This is a genomic window from Parachitinimonas caeni, assembly GCF_030129945.1.
Lineage (GTDB): Bacteria > Pseudomonadota > Gammaproteobacteria > Burkholderiales > Chitinimonadaceae > Parachitinimonas > Parachitinimonas caeni.
In genome coordinates this window covers 72,683-90,841 of sequence record NZ_JARRAF010000014.1, presented here as the reverse complement: position 1 = coordinate 90,841, position 18,159 = coordinate 72,683, and the positions used below count along the sequence as shown (strand labels likewise).

Sequence of the window (18,159 nt, the reverse complement as noted above, 5' to 3'; positions counted from 1 at the left end):
GTCAACCCAGCACAGCTTAATGCGACCGATCCACAGCCAGTCTGGCCAAGGCTTCGAGCGCATTGCGTGCATCGCTGGCTGGCAACGCTGCCAGCGATGCAATCGCATGTTCGGCTTCTTGCTTGGCGACCTGCAGTGCATATTCCAAAGCACCGCTTCGCTGCACTGCTGTCAGTATTTCACTGAAACACTCACGATCAGCTTCCTGAATGGCCCGACGCACCAGGGCAGCATCTTCAGGCAAACCCTGCCGCATCACATAAATCAAAGGCAGGGTGGGTTTACCTTCAGCCAGATCATCGCCAAGGTTCTTGCCAATTTCACCCGCATCACCTGAGTAATCGAGAATATCGTCAACAATCTGAAACGCCGTACCCAGGTGCATACCATACCGCGACATCGCCATTTCAGCAGCCTCTCCTGCATTGGCAAGAATCGCCCCCAGACGGGCTGCCGCCTCAAACAGCTTGGCTGTTTTGTATTGCACCACTTTCAGGTATGCAGTTTCATCGACATCGGCATCGCCGATATTCATCAACTGCAGCACTTCGCCTTCAGCAATCACATTCGTCGCATCTGCCAACACCCGCATGACGCGCATGTCGTCACACTCAACCATGATCTGAAATGCGCGCGAATACAGAAAATCACCAACCAGCACGCTGGCCGCATTCCCAAACAACGCATTGGCCGTATCGCGCCCCCTGCGCATGCTTGACTCGTCAACCACATCGTCGTGCAGCAAGGTAGCGGTATGGATGAACTCCACCACTGCAGCCAGATCATGGTGGTGGTTGGCCTGGTAACGGTGAGCCTTCGCCGAGAGCAGAACCAGAATCGGTCTCAGGCGCTTTCCGCCTGATGCGACAATATATTCAGCCACCTGCCGCACCAGAACCACTTCTGAATGCAGGCGATCTCGAATCAATTGGTCTACCGCCTGCATATCAGCGGCTACGAGGGAACGTACAAAAGCGAGCGAATCAGTCACGTCAGCGAAGTTTTTAAATTTTAGAAGTGAAGGACAAACAAACAATCAGCCAATCTTGCAAGCCTACAAGGAGCCTGGTAGCACCTCCCCACATCAACCGGGAAAGTGCCTTCAAACGATCGCCCAAGACGGCAATAGCCATGGATCAAGCCCCGGCTCAGGTCTCAACTAATCGGCGATTATAGCCGATCCACTCCAGATCAAAGCAGGGGCCGTCAAGGCAGCATAAAAACTTGACTGAATTCATACACTTCCCTATCATGGACGGTTCCCCGCAGTGGTGCGGGGTGTAAACAGGAGTTCAATGTCATGTACGCGGTCGTAAAAACCGGTGGCAAGCAGTACAAAGTTGCCATTGGCGAAAAATTGAAAGTAGAACAGATCACCGCCGACATCGAGAGCCAAATCGTACTGGATCAGGTACTGATGGTGGTTGACGGTGAAGCGGTTTCGATTGGTGCCCCGCTGGTAGCTGGCGCATCGATCAAGGCCACCGTGGTTGCTCATGGTCGTGGCGAGAAGGTCCGCATCTTCAAGATGCGTCGCCGTAAGCACTATCAAAAGCGCCAGGGCCATCGCCAGAACTTCACCGAAATTCGCATCGACGCCATCGTCAAGTAAGCAAGGAGTTGCAACATGGCACATAAAAAAGCAGGCGGTAGCTCGCGTAACGGCCGCGACTCCGAGGCCAAACGACTGGGTACCAAGGTTTACGGTGGTGAGCTGATCCCCGCTGGCTCGATCATCATCCGTCAGCGTGGTACCAAGTTCCACGCTGGTGAAAATGTTGGTATGGGCAAGGATCACACTCTGTTCGCCAAGGCTGATGGTTACGTTCAGTTCTCGGTCAAGGGTGCTCAGCGCCGCAAGATTGTTACGGTTATTCCGTACACCGGCGTAGAAGCAGAAGCATAATATTGCTTGCTTCACTCTGACGCGGAAGGCCCTATCGAACGCGATAGGGCTTTTTGTTTTTTACCGCGCCACGGCGCCACAAGGAGTCCCCCTATGAAATTTATCGACGAAGCACGCGTCGAGTTGATCGCCGGCAATGGCGGCAACGGTTCGGCCAGTATGCGCCGCGAAAAATTTGTCCCGCGCGGAGGACCTGATGGTGGCGACGGCGGTCGCGGCGGCAGCATTTACGCCGTTGCCGACAAAGATATCAACACACTGGTCGATTACCGATTCGTCAAACAGTACCGTGCCAAGCATGGCGAAAATGGCCGCGGTGCCGACTGCTATGGCAAAGGCGCTGACGACATCGTTCTGCGCATGCCGGTTGGCACCTTGATCACCGACGCAGAAACCGGGGCTGTTGTCGCCGACCTGACCGAAGATGGTCAGCGTTACCTGCTGGCCAAGGGCGGCAAGGGCGGTCTGGGCAACCTTCACTTCAAATCATCTACCAATCGGGCGCCTCGCCAGTTCACCAAAGGGGACGAAGGGGAACGTCGCGATTTGCGTCTGGAATTGAAAGTGCTCGCCGACATCGGTTTGCTTGGCATGCCCAATGCTGGCAAGTCCACGTTCATTCGTGCCGTATCCGCTGCACGGCCGAAGGTCGCTGATTACCCGTTTACCACGCTGCACCCGAATCTGGGCGTGGTACGCATTGACGAGAACCGCAGTTTTGTCATTGCCGACATACCAGGCCTGATTGAAGGCGCCGCAGAAGGTGCCGGCCTTGGGCATCGCTTTCTCAAGCATTTACAGCGTACCGGCCTGCTGTTGCATCTCGTGGATTTGGCCCCGTTCAACGACGATACCGATCCCGTTCGTGAAGCCCATGCCATTCTCGAAGAGCTGCGCAAATACGACGAAGAGCTGTATGCCAAGCCGCGCTGGCTGGTCTTGAACAAGCTGGATATGGTGCCCGAAGAAGAGCGGGAAAACCGCATTCGCGAATTTCTTGAAGGGTATGGCTGGACCGCACAGGAACCGGATCCCTACGCTCCATTCGATCCACTCCTGCCCCGGATGTTTACCATTTCAGGTCTGACTGGCGAAGGCTGCCAGCAATTGTGCTGGTCGATCATGGATTACATTGAAGCGACACGTCAGCGCACGAACGCGAAGCCGGAGCAAATCGGAGCGGGTAGTGAAGAGCAAGCCGCTTACGAGCCTTACGACCCGACCAAATCCTGAGTGACCGACCTGGCAGACAACAAGAGCCGCGCCATGCGGCTCTTTCCGCAACCAGCACGCATAAAGGTCTGAAGATGTCAGACGAGCGCCTCGCTGATTTTTTTATCCCCACCATCAATCCTGCCGACCTGACACCGCTCTCCGAGCTGATGCAGGCACGAGACTTCCTGCATGCGTTCATTACCTTGTTTCATGGCAATGAAGAGCAGGTACTGGTGCGATTGCTGATTTTGCGAGAGATCGGTGCGCGTGGCCACGAGCCGCGCTGGTCACCGCAGCAGCTGGAAGCCCACTTCGCCTATGTGCAGCCGGTCAAGCTGAAAACTGTCCTGGCACGCCTGCGTGAAAACGGGCTACTCCTGTGGGATGGCGACGATGGGCTCTATCAATTGGCCGAAGCCGGCCGGGTTGCGCTGGCGGCCATCTCAACCTTGTTGGCCTTTGCCGAACAGGATGCCGAGCTAGGCTATCTGACCGCACAGGCGGCCGGACAGCAGCAACTGGGACAAATTTCCAACGAAACGCTGCAGCACCTGCTAGCCCGTCTGAACGAGCTTTACGCCTACTTTGAGGCAGCGCTCGAATCGCAATCCGAATTTCAGATCCAGAAAGCACAAAGCCGGCTGGAAGCCGTTTGGCGCTGGGTTCAGAAAGGTACTGAGATCATCCGGGCCATGTTTGCCGATGAAAGCCTGGATCGGCGAACCCTGGATCACGTCCAGGCAATCGGACTGGCACAGTCACGCATCCTGCGGCTTACCGGCAGCTTCCAGCGCCGACTCAACCAGCTCCAATCTCAGCGTGTGCACCTTGGCAGCTCGGGCCTGACTTCGACCGACATTGCAGAATGGTTGCGCTCAGCCCCTCGCAACGACTTGGCTGACATGGCTGCCGGCATGTTGCGCTTTCCGCCACAGCCAGCATTTGTTACCGCAGCGGAGCTTGTGGATATTGCAGAATTCGAACTCGTCGAACGCGAACGCGAAGCCGCTTTGACGCCCGACATGCCAGAGAAGGTTGCGGCGCCAGAGCTCTCTGCTCCGAATGCGGAACGGCTATTCGAGGCAGAAGCCCTGTACCAACAGCTGGCTCATATCCAGGAGCCCGCCACACTGGCGGAAACTGTTTTGGCGGACACCTACCCCGAAACGGCCTATCGGCTCTCGCTCCTTTCTCTGCTTGGCGATGCAGAGGCGGCGCTTGAAAAAAGCATTGTCGGGGAAATTGTCAAACTGCCGTTGCAACTAGAACAAAGCAGCGACATCGAAACGCTTGATCATCCGGAAGTCGCCCTTATCTCGCGCGGCATCCTGAAACCCAACTGAGGCCGAACATTCCATGCAATTCGATGCGGTAGTCTTTGACTTTGGCGGCGTACTGTTCGATTGGAACCCGCACTATCTCTATCAACACCTGATTCCGGATCTGGCGGCACGTGAACAATTTCTGGCAGAGGTATGTACGCTCGACTGGAATGCCCATCAAGATGCCGGCAGACCCATCAGCGAAGCACTGGATGAAAAAATCGCTGCGTTTCCGCACCTCGAAGACCTGATCCGTCCTTACTACGAACGCTGGCCGGAAACTCTGGCAGGAACGCTACCCGCCGGAATCAGCTTGCTTGATGCGCTGCATACCGCTGGCGTACCACTTTATGGGCTGACCAATTGGTCGGCAGAAACCTTCCCCTATGCTGAAGCCCACTATCCTCAGGTGATTGGCAAGTTCCGCGACATCGTGGTATCGGGACAAGAGAAACTGGCAAAGCCCGACCCCGCCATCTATCACCTGCTATTGAATCGTATCGGCCACGCCGCAGAGCGCTGCATCTTTATTGACGACAGTGCCAAAAACATTGCCGCCGCAGAACAAATCGGCTTTCTGGCCATTCATCACACCGACCCCGCCCATACCCGCTCCCGCCTGCGCGAGTGGGGGGCTCCACTTGATTAAACCGAGGCCACTTTGGACAACGCACTTTCCATACTCTGTGCCAAATTGATCGCCCATCGCTATCTGCCCCGTGCCGACCCGCTGGCACGCCGGGCCTTGATCGACGAAGAGTTCCGGCGGGCGCTTGAGCATCGTCTGGCCGAAGTGGGCCTGATGCTGCTGGAGAACCCTTATGCCGAGCATATTGCGGTCGGATTGCAGCAAGACATGGAAGCCTTCGTATTCGGAGATAGCGAAGCCTGGCTATCCAACAATATGGGGTTGCCTCGCGATGCCATCGCGCTGTTGATCATCTTGTGGGCCTTGATCATTTTGCCCAAGCGCGAGCGCCAGATTTCCCGCGCCGAAAAGGACAACGAAGGCCAGGGCGATATGTTCGGTGCAGAAAAGCCCCTGTTACAGGGTGAAGAAGTGTCGGTCGGCGTGCCGGAAGATGCCATTTATGCTGATTATCGTGACCGTCTGGGGGGAAAGACCCGTATGAATGCCAACCTCGGGCAGCTGGCCCGGCTGGGGTTTATCGAGCGCCGAAACAAGATGGTCATGGAAGGCCCCATGTTGGATTTGATGCTCGACTACTCGATCCTGGCCCCTCGGATCATCGAAGGCACACTGGGCGAAGTGCTGAAACGTCGCGCCAGCGAAACCACCCACGAAACCAACAAGTACTGAGCCATGTTCCAGTTCCGAAAACTTGAAATGCGTAATTGGGATTTCTGGCGCAGCATCGAAGTCCCGCTGGATGCCCAGATCGTCACGATTGTTGGCCCGAATGGCTCTGGCAAAACCACCTTGCTTGATGCCCTGCGCACCTTGCTGTCACTACGCTGTTCCGGGCGACGTGACTACAAACGCTATGTTCGCAACAGCACCGAGCCCGTTGCCTGGCTGCGCGGCGTTGTCGATAACCCACGCCGCAAAGGTGGCGGGTTGTTCCCCAACCCCTTCTTCCCGCTGACCAACGAAAAAGTCACTCTGTTCTGCCGCATCAAGAAACAGGGGGGCGACTGGATTCGCCAATATGCTGTCGTGGACGGTGAAGTCGAGCTAGGACCAGCTAGCGAAGACCAGCTCAAATGGCTAGGTGTCAACGAATACAAGCTGATACTGGAACAAGCCGGCCTGACTCGCGCGATTGCCGAAGTCTTGGCGCTGGAGCAGGGCGATACTGACAAACTCTGCGAGTATGGCCCCAAGCCCTTGCTGGACTTGGTGTTTCAGGTATTTGGCGACAAACAGGTTCTCGACAACTACCAGCAGGCCAAATCCGAACAGCGTGAAGCCGAGCGCGAGCTGGGGGAATTGACCCGCCAGCTGGACGGCCTCGCCGCCAGAGTGGAGCAGATGCGCAGCCGCGCCCAGCGCTATCAAGACTGGCGCAGTCTGGAAACCGAGGTCGAGCGGATTGAGCGGCATGTTCTGCCTGCGCTGCGCTACCTGGATGCCTGCGATTCGCGCGATGGTTACGTCAACCAGTACAAAGGCGTCCGACGCGAGCTGGATGCGCGACAAACCGAGCTGGAATCCATTGATGCCGAGTTGCGCCAATTGCAAGCCCGCGCCGATGCCGCGAAAGCCAACGAAACCCATCTGGATCAGCAGTACAAGGCGCTGTTTGGCCCCTTTCAACAAGCCGGCAGCGAGGCAAAGTCCGCCGAGAAGCTACTGGAGCAGCGCAACAAGCTGAAAGCCCTCGCCGAGCGCGAATCCGGCACCGATGCCGTGGAGCTGGCCGAGCAGATTGCCTTGTTACGCAGCCAGCAAACCGAGCTGCAAGCCCGCATCAAAACCGCAAAACAGGAGCGTGAGCATCTGGCCGAGCAGCAAAGCGCTCTGCAAGGAGGCAGCCAGCCCAGCGAACCCTTTGTCCGCCAGATGCGGGCGGCGCTTGATGAAGCTGGCATTCCCCATCAAATGCTGACTGAGCTGGTCGAGGTTGTGGACACCGACTGGCAGGCCGCTGTTGAAGCGCTACTGGCACCGTATCGGCACATCATCCTGCTCAATCGCGAATCCGATCGCCAAGCCGCCTTTCAAATCGGCCAGCGATTACGCTATCGCCACTTTATCGTGCCCGAGCGCGAGCCGGTTCCAAGCGCGACACCCGGCTCGATACTGGAAATTCTCGACTTCAAAGGCGATGCCCCGGCATGGCTGGTACGCCAGCTGGCGAATGTACAGCGCATCAAATCGGTTGAGGCTGGCGCCCGCCAGGCTGGGGATTGGATCACCCCCGAGGGCTATCACAAGGAAAGACGTGGCGCCCGCCATATCGGCATTGAGACTCGGGACCATGCTTTCGGCGAAGCGGCGCGACGCTCGCGGGTCGAAGCCATCAGCCGGCAATTGCGTGATCTGAACCAGCAGATCCTTGACTGGGAAGGCACCTCGCTTGAGCTGGGGCGGCAGATTGCCAGCCAGCAGATGCAACTGGCTGGCATGGATGCCATTCAGCAATTGGCGGCACGTCAGGATGAATTCGATGCCGCCGAGAAAATGCTGCCGGAACTGAGAGTGGAGGCGCAGCGGCTTGGCGGTGAAATCGCCACCCTGCAAGCCGCCAAGGATGAAGCACGCAAGGAAACCGATGCCACCAAGGAACTGCTGCATCGGGCCCAACATGAACAGACTCAGCTGCTCAAGCAGGTGAAGGAGTTGATGACGCAAGTGGAAAGCCGTCAGGCCGAACAGACGCGACAGATTGCAGAAGTCGAAAGGCTGCGCGATGAGCTGGAAACCAGCGGCATGGATTTCAGCACGTTGGCCGGCTTGCGCGAAGAATGGGGCTCCGAGAAGAACGCCCTGCACGAAATCCACCGGCAGCGCGAACGCATTGAGCATGGCGACTGGGAGCGCGACGCCAGCGTTCTGGAACTACGGGAAAAAATGCAGCAGGATTTTAACGGCCTGGAGCGCGAAACCCAGAACCGTGGCCGCGAAGTAGAACGGGCACGCGAGCTGACCGACGAGGCCCGTAGCGCCTACATCAACAAGCTGCGCGCCACCATTCGAGCCTACGCGCTCAACATCAAACGTCTGGGCGAGCTGGCGGGGATCGCTGTCGAAGTAGACCCACCGCATCTCGATAACGATGATGGCGTGCTCGGCCAAGCGGGTCTGGTTGTACGCTTTGACTTTGACCAAAAGGGCATGATGGGGCTGAATGATGGCGAAGCCTCGGGTGGCCAGCAGGTAATGAAGTCGCTGATTCTGCTGATCGGACTGATGATGGACGAAACCAACCCATCAGGATTCGTCTTCATTGATGAGCCCTTCGCCCACCTTGATGTACTGAACATCGACAAAGTAGGCGCCTTCCTCAAGGCCACACAGGCACAGTATCTGATCACGACGCCACTCACGCATAACGTGAATGCCTTTGCCCCGAGCGAGCTGACCCTGTGTACCTACAAAAAACGCCCTGGAGAGCGCTGGGCCCCTGTCATCAGCCAAGCCAGACGCCGCACTGCAGCACTGGCGAGAGCGGATCAATAGGAGTATCGCCTCTTGGATATCGAGTCCGTTGATCGGTTTTGTCTCAACCTGCCCGGCGTCACTCTAGACTTGAAGTGGCAGGTCTATCTGGTCTACTCGGTGTGCGACAAGATGTTCTGTGTACGCCACGCCGACCCCAAGGTCTCCAGCGCTGTGTCGTTCAAAGTCGCGCCAGAACGTTTTCTGGAGCTGACAGATCGGCCAGGCATCCGGCCCGCGCCCTATCTGGCACGCGCCCATTGGGTACAAATGGAAAGCCCAGCACTGCTGGATGACGCCACACTTACCCATCTGCTTGCCCAGTCGTACCTGATGGTGCGCGCCAAGCTGAGTAAAAAGGTACAAAGCGGCCTTGCTACTTACCTGCCTCAGCCTTGAATGGAACCAAGCAATTTACTATCTGCCTTCGCGCCATGGCTTCTGGTGGCGCCGCAATCACCTTGAGTATCAACGATGAAACAAACTTTTCGCTTCTTTGCCCCCTGCCCTCGCGGCCTGGAATCCGTCCTGACCAAGGAATTGCAGACGCTGGGTGCCCGCGACATCGAAGCGACCGATGGCGGTGCCGCGTTTATTGCCGAATGGCAGGTCATGCTGCGGGCCAACCTGGAAAGCCGGGTTGCCAGCCGTATTTTGTGGATGGTGGGCGAAGGCCCCTATCGCACGGAAGAGGATATTTATCGCATCTGCCGCAAAACCGACTGGGCCGAACTATTTGATGTCAACCTCACCCTCAAAGTCGCCGTCACTGGCAACAAATGCCCCCTGCGCAGCCTCGAATTCGTTGCGCTCAAGGTCAAAGACGCGGTATGCGATGGCTTTCGTGCTCGTACTGGCTCACGCCCAAGTGTAGACACTCACGCCCCCGACATCCGCATTCACGCTTTCCTGACTGACCGCTGGGCGCAGATTTATCTTGATACCTCAGGGGAAGCCCTGTTTAAACGTGGCTATCGCCAGCAAACCGGTGAAGCGCCGCTACGCGAGAATCTCGCAGCCGGCATTCTGGGATTGACCGGCTGGCAAGCTGGCGAGCCCTTGTTGGACCCGATGTGCGGCTCGGGCACCTTCCTCATCGAGGCCGCCTGGATGGCGCTGAACATACCACCCGGCCACGCTCGCCACTTTGCTTTTGAGAAATTCAGCCATTTCAACCCATCCCAATGGGAAAACCTGCGCTCGCAAGCATTAAGCCGGGCGAAGCCAGCAGACGACCTGCTACCGATCTTTGGTAGTGATATCGACGCCCAAGCGCTGGACGCCGCAGCCGCTAATCTGGACGCTGCCGGTCTGGCTGATGCAATCCGGCTGTCGCGGCGCGATGTACTTGAGCGCGAAGCCCCGGCAGACAAAGGCATCTGGCTGAGCAACCCGCCATACGGTGTACGGCTCTCAGAACAGGAAGCCCTGGCCGCGTTCTACCCGGAGCTGGGCCATGCATTGAAACGACAATTTTCAGGTTGGCGAGCTTTTGTCTTTACGGCGGACCCCATGCTGATCAAGCTGATCCGTCTTTCGGCCAGCCGTCGCACGCCGCTATTCAACGGCGCACTGGAGTGCCGGTTGTATGAATTCAAGCTGGTCGCCGGCAGCAATCGCAAACCCAAAGCGGATGCTGACGAGTAAACAAAACAGGTGCAGACCACTCCCCGCCGGATTTGGTCTGGCTGATTGCACTGCAGCAACAATGTGAACACCGGTCAAACCGCGATGTAAAATCACAAGATTCCAACAGGGAGCCTTCTATGACTGCCGAATCACTGCTCGACCAAGTAATCGCCGCTGTGCGCGAAGTGGCACAGACCGAGGTCATGCCTCGATTCTTGCGAGTAGGCAGCAGCCGCAAAGATGATGGCACTCTGTTTACCGAAGCAGACGTACAAACCCAGCGGGCTCTCACCGAATTGCTACCGAAAATTGTTCCGGTACCGGTGCTGGGTGAAGAAATGAGTGAGGAGGAACAAGAAACCCTGTGGGCCAATCATCAAGATGGGCTATGGGTAGTTGATCCGATCGATGGCACGACTAACTTTGTGCATGGCTTACCGTACTTCGCCATATCCGTCGCCCTGATGCGCCAGGGCAGACCCGTACTAGGGGTTATCTACAACCCGGTTGCAGATGAGGTCTTCTGCGCAGAGGTCGGGGAAGGCGCACACATGAATGGACTACGTCTGCCACTCAAGAAGCATGTACCTGCCATGCCGGATGCGATTGCAGGCGTCGAAGTCAAGTGGTTGGGCGGTCGCCTGCCCATGCGACTGGCGAGCGTTGCGCCATTTGGTAGTCAGCGCAATCTGGGTGCGTCTACATTGGACTGGTGCTATCTGGCAGCAGGCCGCTTTGACTTATATATTCACGGTGGACAACGGCTATGGGACTACGCGGCAGGCAGCCTGATCTTGCTGGAAGCCGGCGGCGCCATTGCCGGTTTGTTTCAAGATGACTACTGGAGCGACCACGTCTGGAAGCGTTCGGTGGTTGCCGCCTCAAACCCCGTTCTGTTCGAACAATGGCGGAAATGGGTACGCTGCAATACCTGATCCCCCCTACCGCAAATGCAAAAAAGGCAGACTCCACCAAGTCTGCCTTTTTCCTTTCCATCCTGTTTGTCAGTACTGACTACTGCTTCTTTGGCTTATCTGCAGCCTTGGCAGCGGGCTTCAAGCCATCACGCTCTTTGGCAATCAATTCGTTCAACACTTCGAACAAACGTTCTTCGCTACCAAACTTGCCCACGGACGTCGTGTACTTGCCATTCACTACAAAGGTCGGAACGCCATTCACTTTGTAATCCCGCGTCAATTGCAACGCCCTGGCAAACTGCGCTTGCGCACCGAAAGACTTGTAAGCCGCTTCAAACTTGGCACGATCAATTCCTTGCTTGGCGACCCATTCCATCAGCTTCGGTTCGTCACGCAACTCAATCCTATCCTTATGAATGGCATCAAAAACCGCCTGGGTGTACTTGTCAATGATCCCCATCGACTTGAGTGCCACAAACAGTTTCACGTGGTTTGCCATATCGTTACGGCCTTCCCACATGATGTGCTCACGGCGGAACACCACATCCTTGCCAAGCGTCTTTTCCCACTTCTCCACTGCGGGTTCCAGATGGTTACAGTGCGGGCAACCAAACCAGAAAAACTCGATCACTTCTACCTTGCCAGCAGTATCAACCGGCCGGGCTGGATTGATCAGGTCAAAATCCGTACCCACTTTGACCTCACCAAACGCCGCACCAGCAACCAGCGCAAGCCCCAAACCGAGAAAAGAACGACGAAGCATTGAAGTGATCTGCATAAATTCTCCTTTGCGATGGCCAGAGTCGGCCAATCAGTTTTCAGTATCAAAATTTAATTGGATTTAACTAGTGCCGAGTCCAACCCGTTCACTCGCAACTGCGAACGCAAACGGTCTATATCTTCCACCGTTGCCAACGGGCCGATCCTTACCCTGTGCATCACCCCTTTACCTTCAACTTCCATGGTAAAGATATTTGCCTCTACCCCCATCAACGCCAGTTTGGCTTTCAAGTTGTCTGCATCTTCCTCTTTCTGGAAGGAGCCAACCTGCAAATACGAGCCTTTAGGCGGGGTCACGCTGGCGGGCGGAGGGGTCTCGCTCGGTTTGGCTTCAGGCTGAGGCTTTAGTTCCGGCTCTTTCTTGTCACCCAGATCAGGCAGCATCGTGTAGAAATCGAAACGGTCCTTCGACTGCCCGCCAGGCGCCGATGCATTAGAGGCGCCCTGCGGTTTCAACACCTCTGGCGCAGTTTTGGGTTGTGGTTTTGGCGCTTCTGCCACCGGTTCCGGTTTGAGCACCTGTTTTGAGCTTGAAAACGGATTAGGGGTCTTGTTGAGGTACAGCGCAGCCGCCACCGCTACCGCCACACCGATAAACAGACCGATCAACAATCCAGCCCAAATTGACCCACCGCCACTGCTGCCACTTGACGACGGCTTCCCCCGAGAGGGTGTCCCACTGTTCTTGTAATCGCGACTCATAGTTCGAACTGCAAATTTCCAATTTAATGACGCCGGAATTCTGCTCCAGGCAATCAATTGATTATACCTGCAACGCTCTGCATCCTCGCACCTGCAGCATCTCAGCCCTGCGGGAGTGCAACGGCGAACCTCAAAAGGGTTTTGACCATTCCTTACTAAGTCAGTGCCAAGCGATCACACCGGAATGCCTTCCAGCCCCCATTTTTTACCAATCCGAAAATAACTATCCGCAATAAGCATGACTCTAATTGGACGATTTTGAAAATCAAATTGCGGGAATCAACACATGCTCCTGCGGCATTCCCCTAGCCGCGACACACTTCTGATTAACCATTGATGAAATCGTAGCAACAAGCAGATAAACCTGTGAGAGCACGGATATAATGGGCCAACTTCTCCTGCCATCCGGAATCTCCATGCAAGACGCATCAAACAAAGCCTGGTCTGGCCGCTTCGCAGAACCAGTCAGCGATCTGGTAAAGCGATTTACCGCCTCAGTCGAGTTCGACAAACGCTTGGCCGAATTCGATATCGAAGGTTCTTTAGCCCACGCCCAGATGCTCAATAAGGTCGGCGTTCTCAGCGATGACGATTTGAGTGCAATCTCTGCGGGCATGGCAGCCATTCTGGAAGAAATCCGTGCAGGAAAGTTCGAATGGTCCGTTGACCTCGAAGACGTCCACATGAATATCGAGCGCAGGCTGACCGATCGAATCGGCGATGCCGGCAAACGCCTGCATACCGGCCGTTCCCGTAACGACCAAGTCGCCACCGATGTCCGTCTATACCTTCGCGCGGCCATTGATACTCTGGTGGTTCTGGTCAAAGACCTGCAATCGGCGCTGATTGAGCTTGCGGAGAAGAACATCGCCACCGCGATGCCCGGTTTCACCCATTTGCAAGTTGCACAGCCCGTTACTTTTGGTCACCACCTGTTAGCTTATGTCGAAATGCTGGAGCGTGACCGAGAACGCCTGATAGATGGGCGGAAACGGGTAAATCGTCTGCCCTTGGGTGCCGCCGCCTTGGCCGGTACCAGCTACCCGATAGACCGACACATGGTTGCCTCTCTGCTCGGATTCGACGGGGTTTGTGAAAATTCACTGGATGCCGTCTCAGATCGGGATTTCGCTATTGAGTTTTGTGCAACCGCTTCACTCATCATGACCCACCTCTCACGGCTATCCGAAGAGTTGATTCTGTGGATGAACCCGCGTTTTGGCTTCATTGATCTGGCAGACCGCTTCTGCACGGGCTCATCCATCATGCCGCAGAAGAAAAATCCGGATATCCCGGAGTTGGTTCGGGGCAAGACCGGTCGCATCAATGGCAACCTGATGGCTTTACTTACACTGATGAAGTCTCAGCCACTGGCGTACAACAAAGACAACCAAGAAGACAAAGAGCCGTTATTCGATACCATCGACACCCTGATTGCGACTTTGCGTGTTTACGCCGATATGATGCGGGGCGTGGTCGTCAAACCAGAGGCGATGCGCCGAGCCTTGCGTCAAGGTTTTGCCACCGCTACCGATCTGGCCGATTACCTGGTCAAACGCGGCCTCGCTTTCCGTGATGCGCACGAAGCCGTCGCGCAAGCCGTACGCTATGCAGAAACCGCACGTAAAGATCTGGCTGAGCTGACTCTGGTCGAGCTAAGAAGCTTCTCACCCCTGATCGGCGAAGATATTTTTGAATTCTTGACGATCGAAGGCTCATTAGCAGCTCGCGACCATGTCGGCGGAACAGCACCACAGCAAGTCAAAGCGGCCATTGCACGAGCCAAGCAACGATTGACCTCAACATGAGACACACCCCACTACCCAAGCTGGCGATCCTGATGCTTGCCGGTTGCTGCTTACTGATCACCGCATGCAAGCCTGAGCAAGACGGCGCCGCGAAAGTAGCTCCACACGCATCAACGGCAACGACCAAAGTTGCCGTCCAGATCTATGGCACCGAGTGGTGTGGTCACTGCCAGCACGCTCGCGAATACATGGCAGAGCACAAAATTGCCTTCTCCGATCACGACGTTGAAAAAGATCCTGCTGCGCAAGAAAAATTCCGCGAACTGGACGGTCGGGGAGTGCCCCTGATTATCGTCGGTGATCAGGTACTGCATGGCTTTTCTGAAGAATCATTCGAACAAGCATGGCAAAACCAGAACAGCCCCTCGACCTGACCTGGACTTGGCACCGCCTGTCCGACTTGCCCGCCATTGTCTGGCATGAAGTCGGCTGCTTACGCCAAGCCGTGTTTGTGGTTGAACAGAACTGTGCTTATCCCGATCTTGATGAGCTGGATCTGATTTCCTGGCACCTGCTGGGCCAAGCGGAGGACGGCCTGGTTCTGGCCTACTTAAGACTCGTTCCCGAAGGCCATAAATTTGCTGAACCGTCTATTGGGCGGGTTGTGATCGCTCCGGAGGCCCGAGGCAGCGGCCTGGGTCGAAAGTTGCTCGAAGAAGGGTTACGTCAACACAGCCAACTCACCCCAACAGCAGGCAACCGTATTGGCGCGCAAACACATTTGAGCGATTTTTATCGCTCGCTCGGTTACCTCCCCACCTCCGACACATATCTGGAAGACGGCATCCCACATTTGGACATGCTGTGGCAACCACCGCTTCATCCATAAACAGCAAGCCAGTAACCCGCCGTTTCGCCACCAGGCGCCTTTTCGCAGCGACATCCACTTTCCTGGCAACCCTCTTTCAACCTGACTCAGTCATTGAGCACGCTGCCAAGTCCGCAAGACTGTGAATACATCATTCAGCTGAAGTGTCGATTCTCGATAGAATTCCGCAAGGTAACTATTTGTAGCTCCGGAGTGTCATTTATGCGTATTTTGTTTTTAGTACTCTTCGCTTGCATGCAGTGCGCTTGGCCCGCACAGCCCAACGTTGCTGCAGGTCGAAATTTTTCGATGGCACTCAATAGTAAAGGGGATCCATTTTCATGGGGCATAGACAACGTTGGGCAACTCGGGCGCAACAGAACGCTTTGGACAGGAGAAATGACCCGCGTCCCTGATTTACCCCCCGTTCGGGAACTAAGCACCCGAGGTGGCTTTGTACTGGCTTTGGCCGACGATGGTTCCGTCTGGGGTTGGGGCGCGGCATTTTTCGGCGAACTCACAACCGGCTCCCCCGCTCCATTCAATAGCCCAGCTAAATTACTCAACCTACCAAGCATCAACGCTGTTTCAGCAGGTTTGCGACACGGCATTGCTTTAGACAAAAACGACAACGTCTGGACATGGGGAGCAAACTCCTCATTTCAGCTTGGAATCGAGTCAGAGAAGCCACTTCCAACCCCCCAAAAAGTCCTTGGACTACCCAAGATCAGTTACATTGCGGCAGGAGACTACTTTAACGTCGCGGTTGACAAGGATGGTGGTGTCTGGTCTTGGGGTGATAATCAACAGGGGCAGATCAACAACTCAGATGACTCGGCAATCGCCACACCCATTAAAATTTTTACGCTGCCAGGCATAGTTGAAGTCAAAGCGGGAAATCACCACACCCTCGCACGCCTCAAGGACGGCAGCGTATGGTCCTGGGGGAGCGCTTGGGACAATGTGCTCGGTACTGGCAGTCAACGTCGGCAATATCAACCCGTTCAGGTAAAAAATTTAAGCAATATTAAAAGCTTGGCGGTAGCAAAAGCCCACAATATTGCCGTCGACGGCAATGGACTTGCTTGGTCTTGGGGATCCAATAGCAGTGGCCAACTTGGGCATCCTGACCATGTTCTGCCTCAACCTATCCCAACACTTTCCAATGTCTCGGCGTCCGGGGTTGGCGCCGATCATAGTCTCGCTATCAGCAACGGCCGACTTTTTGGTTGGGGCTACAATACCTTTGGTCAAATTGCCAATGGCTCCGCAGGAGATTCCGAGCAAAATCCGGTCCCCAGCCCCAGCGAAAAGAGCTTTGTGCTCCTGGCAGGGAGTGAAAACAATAGTTATGCACTGACGAGAGATGGGCAGGTATGGGCAAGCGGCGATAACCGGCAAGGTCAGCTTGGCGAAATCGCCGGTGTCTTTCGTGTAGTCGCCACCCCTATTCCCCTGCAAAATCTAATGAGTTTAGCGGCAGGTAGCGACCATACTGTGGCCCTCAAAGAGAACGGGGAGGTTTGGGGGTGGGGCTCGAATCAATATGGTCAGGTTGGAAACAAGGATTACTCCTACTTTTCCAGACCGACACAGATATCAGGATTAACTGGCGTACAAGCCCTCGCAGCAGGTTATTTACACACCTTAGTGCTCAAAAATGATGGCACCGTTTGGGGGTTTGGCGAAAACCGAAACGGCCAGACCGGCAATGCCATTGCGTCACTTTTTCATCATGAAGCTGTAAGGGTAACCGGTATTGGCAATGTCAAAGCCATTGCCGCTGGCGGTAACCACAGTCTGGCGATACGTTCTGATGGCACCGTGTGGGCCTGGGGGGGGAACACCTTTGGGCAACTAGGAATAGGAACGGTCGCTCAGACTGATCGCCCCAAGCAGATGATGGGGCTGAATCGCATCATCGCGATTGCTGGAGGTAGCGAACATACTTTAGCCTTGGATGCGGATGGCGTGGTATGGGCGGTTGGTCACAATAGTTATGGGCAGCTAGGTACTGGAGACAAACAGGACAGCTGGACAGCTGCGCCGGTGCCCGGATTAACAGATATTGTGGCCATAGCCGCAGGCGCCCAACACTCGCTCGCTGTGAAGCGTGATGGATCAGTTTGGGGCTGGGGAAATAACGAATACGGCCAAATCAGTAATTTGCTAGAAACTGAGGAGGTGCTTACACCAACCCGCATCCCCAATCTGGACAATGCCCAAATAGTGGCCGCTGGCACAACGCATAGTCTTGCCATGCGACGTGATGGTTATGTGTATGGGTGGGGCGCCAATTGGGTTGGCCAGGCCGGAGACGGCACGATTGCACTTAAAAGCAAACTAGGAGTAGCGGTAAACCCTGAAGCCGATAGCCTGGTTGATCTAATCTCCACAGGCATCAACGAGCCACTCAGCGTAGCAGTACGCCCACCGTTCCTCGTTGAGGTAAAGCAATCGGCAACCAGACTGAAAGCCACGATCAAAGATACCAGAGCTTTACTCCGGCAAGCTTTTGCTCAAGGCTACAGTGTGTATGTTGGTGTGAGACTAGCCAAAGACGCATTGATTAACGGCCAAACTCCCTACTCTAACTGGTACATGAAAGATCGTTTGATTGGCTGGAATGCTTATGCTGGTGGGCCAATACCAGAATATCTGGCGGGTGTCTCAATCAACAGCCAGGATGAGCTGGTAAAAATCGAGGTCTTGAGTGATGTTGATTTGTCACAGCTGACCGGATCGCAGTTTTATATTGGCTATGGTCAATCTGCGGAAGATATGCTCAATCGTTGCAGCTATCGCGTGATATACGAGGTAACAGACTCCGCTGGCAAGATCCCTCCCGAGAAACGCCTACCGACTGGTACGTGCATCCCGCGCTGAAACCTGTTTTACCCATTGGGAAGCTCAGAAGAAGAGCGCTCACGCCATTTTCTCGGGGGTGCT

Annotated in this window: 17 protein-coding genes; 14 read left to right on the top strand and 3 right to left on the bottom strand. The window is 55.4% G+C overall.

The annotated features are described in order from the left end of the window. Positions 1–16: 16 nt before the first annotated feature. The gene (locus PZA18_RS13320) at positions 17–991 is read right to left on the bottom strand and encodes a polyprenyl synthetase family protein (protein ID WP_308447384.1); all 975 of its coding nucleotides are present in this window, start codon (positions 989–991) and stop codon (positions 17–19) included. Between the two features lie 309 nt (positions 992–1,300). On the opposite strand from PZA18_RS13320, the gene rplU reads away from it, so the two are divergent. The 10 genes from rplU (at position 1,301) to PZA18_RS13270 (ending at position 11,130) form a co-directional block, all read left to right on the top strand. Then, positions 1,301–1,612, top strand: a complete 312-nt coding sequence (rplU, locus tag PZA18_RS13315; protein WP_284101341.1) for a 50S ribosomal protein L21 — start codon at positions 1,301–1,303, stop codon at positions 1,610–1,612. 15 nt (positions 1,613–1,627) lie between these two features. Then, complete coding sequence (gene rpmA, locus PZA18_RS13310; RefSeq protein ID WP_284101340.1) at positions 1,628–1,906, top strand: 50S ribosomal protein L27; 279 nt, start codon at positions 1,628–1,630, stop codon at positions 1,904–1,906. 93 nt (positions 1,907–1,999) lie between these two features. After that, entirely contained in the window at positions 2,000–3,139 is a 1,140-nt protein-coding gene (gene obgE / locus PZA18_RS13305; RefSeq protein WP_284101339.1) for a GTPase ObgE, read from the top strand. 74 nt (positions 3,140–3,213) lie between these two features. Next, the gene (locus PZA18_RS13300; protein WP_284101338.1) at positions 3,214–4,464 is read left to right on the top strand and encodes a hypothetical protein; all 1,251 of its coding nucleotides are present in this window, start codon (positions 3,214–3,216) and stop codon (positions 4,462–4,464) included. Positions 4,465–4,477: 13 nt separating this feature from the next. After that, positions 4,478–5,092 (top strand): HAD family hydrolase, encoded by a 615-nt coding sequence (locus PZA18_RS13295; RefSeq protein ID WP_284101337.1) that lies wholly within the window; start codon positions 4,478–4,480, stop codon positions 5,090–5,092. A gap of 12 nt (positions 5,093–5,104) precedes the next feature. Beyond that, positions 5,105–5,764 carry a hypothetical protein gene (locus PZA18_RS13290; protein WP_284101336.1) on the top strand — a complete coding sequence of 220 codons (660 nt, stop codon included), beginning with the start codon at positions 5,105–5,107 and terminating at the stop codon, positions 5,762–5,764. Positions 5,765–5,791: 27 nt separating this feature from the next. Beyond that, the gene (locus PZA18_RS13285) at positions 5,792–8,587 is read left to right on the top strand and encodes an AAA family ATPase (protein WP_284101335.1); all 2,796 of its coding nucleotides are present in this window, start codon (positions 5,792–5,794) and stop codon (positions 8,585–8,587) included. Positions 8,588–8,599: 12 nt separating this feature from the next. Then, the gene (locus PZA18_RS13280) at positions 8,600–8,965 is read left to right on the top strand and encodes an MmcQ/YjbR family DNA-binding protein (protein WP_284101334.1); all 366 of its coding nucleotides are present in this window, start codon (positions 8,600–8,602) and stop codon (positions 8,963–8,965) included. Between the two features lie 75 nt (positions 8,966–9,040). Continuing rightward, positions 9,041–10,213: a THUMP domain-containing class I SAM-dependent RNA methyltransferase gene (locus PZA18_RS13275; RefSeq protein ID WP_284101333.1), complete on the top strand. Its 1,173-nt coding sequence runs from the start codon at positions 9,041–9,043 to the stop codon at positions 10,211–10,213. Between the two features lie 119 nt (positions 10,214–10,332). After that, positions 10,333–11,130: an inositol monophosphatase family protein gene (locus PZA18_RS13270; RefSeq protein WP_284101332.1), complete on the top strand. Its 798-nt coding sequence runs from the start codon at positions 10,333–10,335 to the stop codon at positions 11,128–11,130. Between the two features lie 79 nt (positions 11,131–11,209). Here the strand turns inward: PZA18_RS13270 and PZA18_RS13265 are convergent, their stop codons facing one another. Both PZA18_RS13265 and PZA18_RS13260 read right to left on the bottom strand, forming a co-directional pair. Then, a complete protein-coding gene (locus PZA18_RS13265) occupies positions 11,210–11,890 on the bottom strand; it encodes a thiol:disulfide interchange protein DsbA/DsbL (RefSeq protein WP_284101331.1) in 681 nt (226 codons plus the stop codon). Positions 11,891–11,943: 53 nt separating this feature from the next. Beyond that, a complete protein-coding gene (locus PZA18_RS13260; protein ID WP_284101330.1) occupies positions 11,944–12,504 on the bottom strand; it encodes an SPOR domain-containing protein in 561 nt (186 codons plus the stop codon). A gap of 506 nt (positions 12,505–13,010) precedes the next feature. Here PZA18_RS13260 and argH point away from each other — a divergent pair. From argH to PZA18_RS13240, 4 genes are all read left to right on the top strand, one after another. Further along, the gene (gene argH / locus PZA18_RS13255) at positions 13,011–14,402 is read left to right on the top strand and encodes an argininosuccinate lyase (protein WP_284101329.1); all 1,392 of its coding nucleotides are present in this window, start codon (positions 13,011–13,013) and stop codon (positions 14,400–14,402) included. Beyond that, positions 14,399–14,776 carry a glutaredoxin family protein gene (locus PZA18_RS13250; RefSeq protein ID WP_284101328.1) on the top strand — a complete coding sequence of 126 codons (378 nt, stop codon included), beginning with the start codon at positions 14,399–14,401 and terminating at the stop codon, positions 14,774–14,776. The genes argH and PZA18_RS13250 overlap by 4 nt, the downstream gene beginning before the upstream one ends. Then, positions 14,746–15,231: a GNAT family N-acetyltransferase gene (locus tag PZA18_RS13245; protein ID WP_284101327.1), complete on the top strand. Its 486-nt coding sequence runs from the start codon at positions 14,746–14,748 to the stop codon at positions 15,229–15,231. Before PZA18_RS13250 ends, PZA18_RS13245 begins: the two co-directional genes overlap by 31 nt. A gap of 201 nt (positions 15,232–15,432) precedes the next feature. Further along, positions 15,433–18,096 carry an RCC1 domain-containing protein gene (locus PZA18_RS13240; protein WP_284101326.1) on the top strand — a complete coding sequence of 888 codons (2,664 nt, stop codon included), beginning with the start codon at positions 15,433–15,435 and terminating at the stop codon, positions 18,094–18,096. Positions 18,097–18,159: the final 63 nt, after the last annotated feature.

Bases quoted from the DNA above. Each gene is read 5' to 3' on its own strand.
- PZA18_RS13265 (WP_284101331.1), bottom strand. From the start codon at position 11,890: ATGCAGATCACTTCAATGCTTCGTCGTTCTTTTCTCGGTTTGGGGCTT.
- PZA18_RS13285 (WP_284101335.1), top strand. From the start codon at position 5,792: ATGCGTAATTGGGATTTCTGGCGCAGCATCGAAGTCCCGCTGGATGCC.
- PZA18_RS13270 (WP_284101332.1), top strand. From the start codon at position 10,333: ATGACTGCCGAATCACTGCTCGACCAAGTAATCGCCGCTGTGCGCGAA.
- rpmA (WP_284101340.1), top strand. From the start codon at position 1,628: ATGGCACATAAAAAAGCAGGCGGTAGCTCGCGTAACGGCCGCGACTCC.
- argH (WP_284101329.1), top strand. From the start codon at position 13,011: ATGCAAGACGCATCAAACAAAGCCTGGTCTGGCCGCTTCGCAGAACCA.
- PZA18_RS13250 (WP_284101328.1), top strand. From the start codon at position 14,399: ATGAGACACACCCCACTACCCAAGCTGGCGATCCTGATGCTTGCCGGT.
- PZA18_RS13295 (WP_284101337.1), top strand. From the start codon at position 4,478: ATGCAATTCGATGCGGTAGTCTTTGACTTTGGCGGCGTACTGTTCGAT.
- PZA18_RS13240 (WP_284101326.1), top strand. From the start codon at position 15,433: ATGCGTATTTTGTTTTTAGTACTCTTCGCTTGCATGCAGTGCGCTTGG.
- PZA18_RS13300 (WP_284101338.1), top strand. From the start codon at position 3,214: ATGTCAGACGAGCGCCTCGCTGATTTTTTTATCCCCACCATCAATCCT.
- PZA18_RS13275 (WP_284101333.1), top strand. From the start codon at position 9,041: ATGAAACAAACTTTTCGCTTCTTTGCCCCCTGCCCTCGCGGCCTGGAA.
- obgE (WP_284101339.1), top strand. From the start codon at position 2,000: ATGAAATTTATCGACGAAGCACGCGTCGAGTTGATCGCCGGCAATGGC.
- PZA18_RS13245 (WP_284101327.1), top strand. From the start codon at position 14,746: ATGGCAAAACCAGAACAGCCCCTCGACCTGACCTGGACTTGGCACCGC.
- rplU (WP_284101341.1), top strand. From the start codon at position 1,301: ATGTACGCGGTCGTAAAAACCGGTGGCAAGCAGTACAAAGTTGCCATT.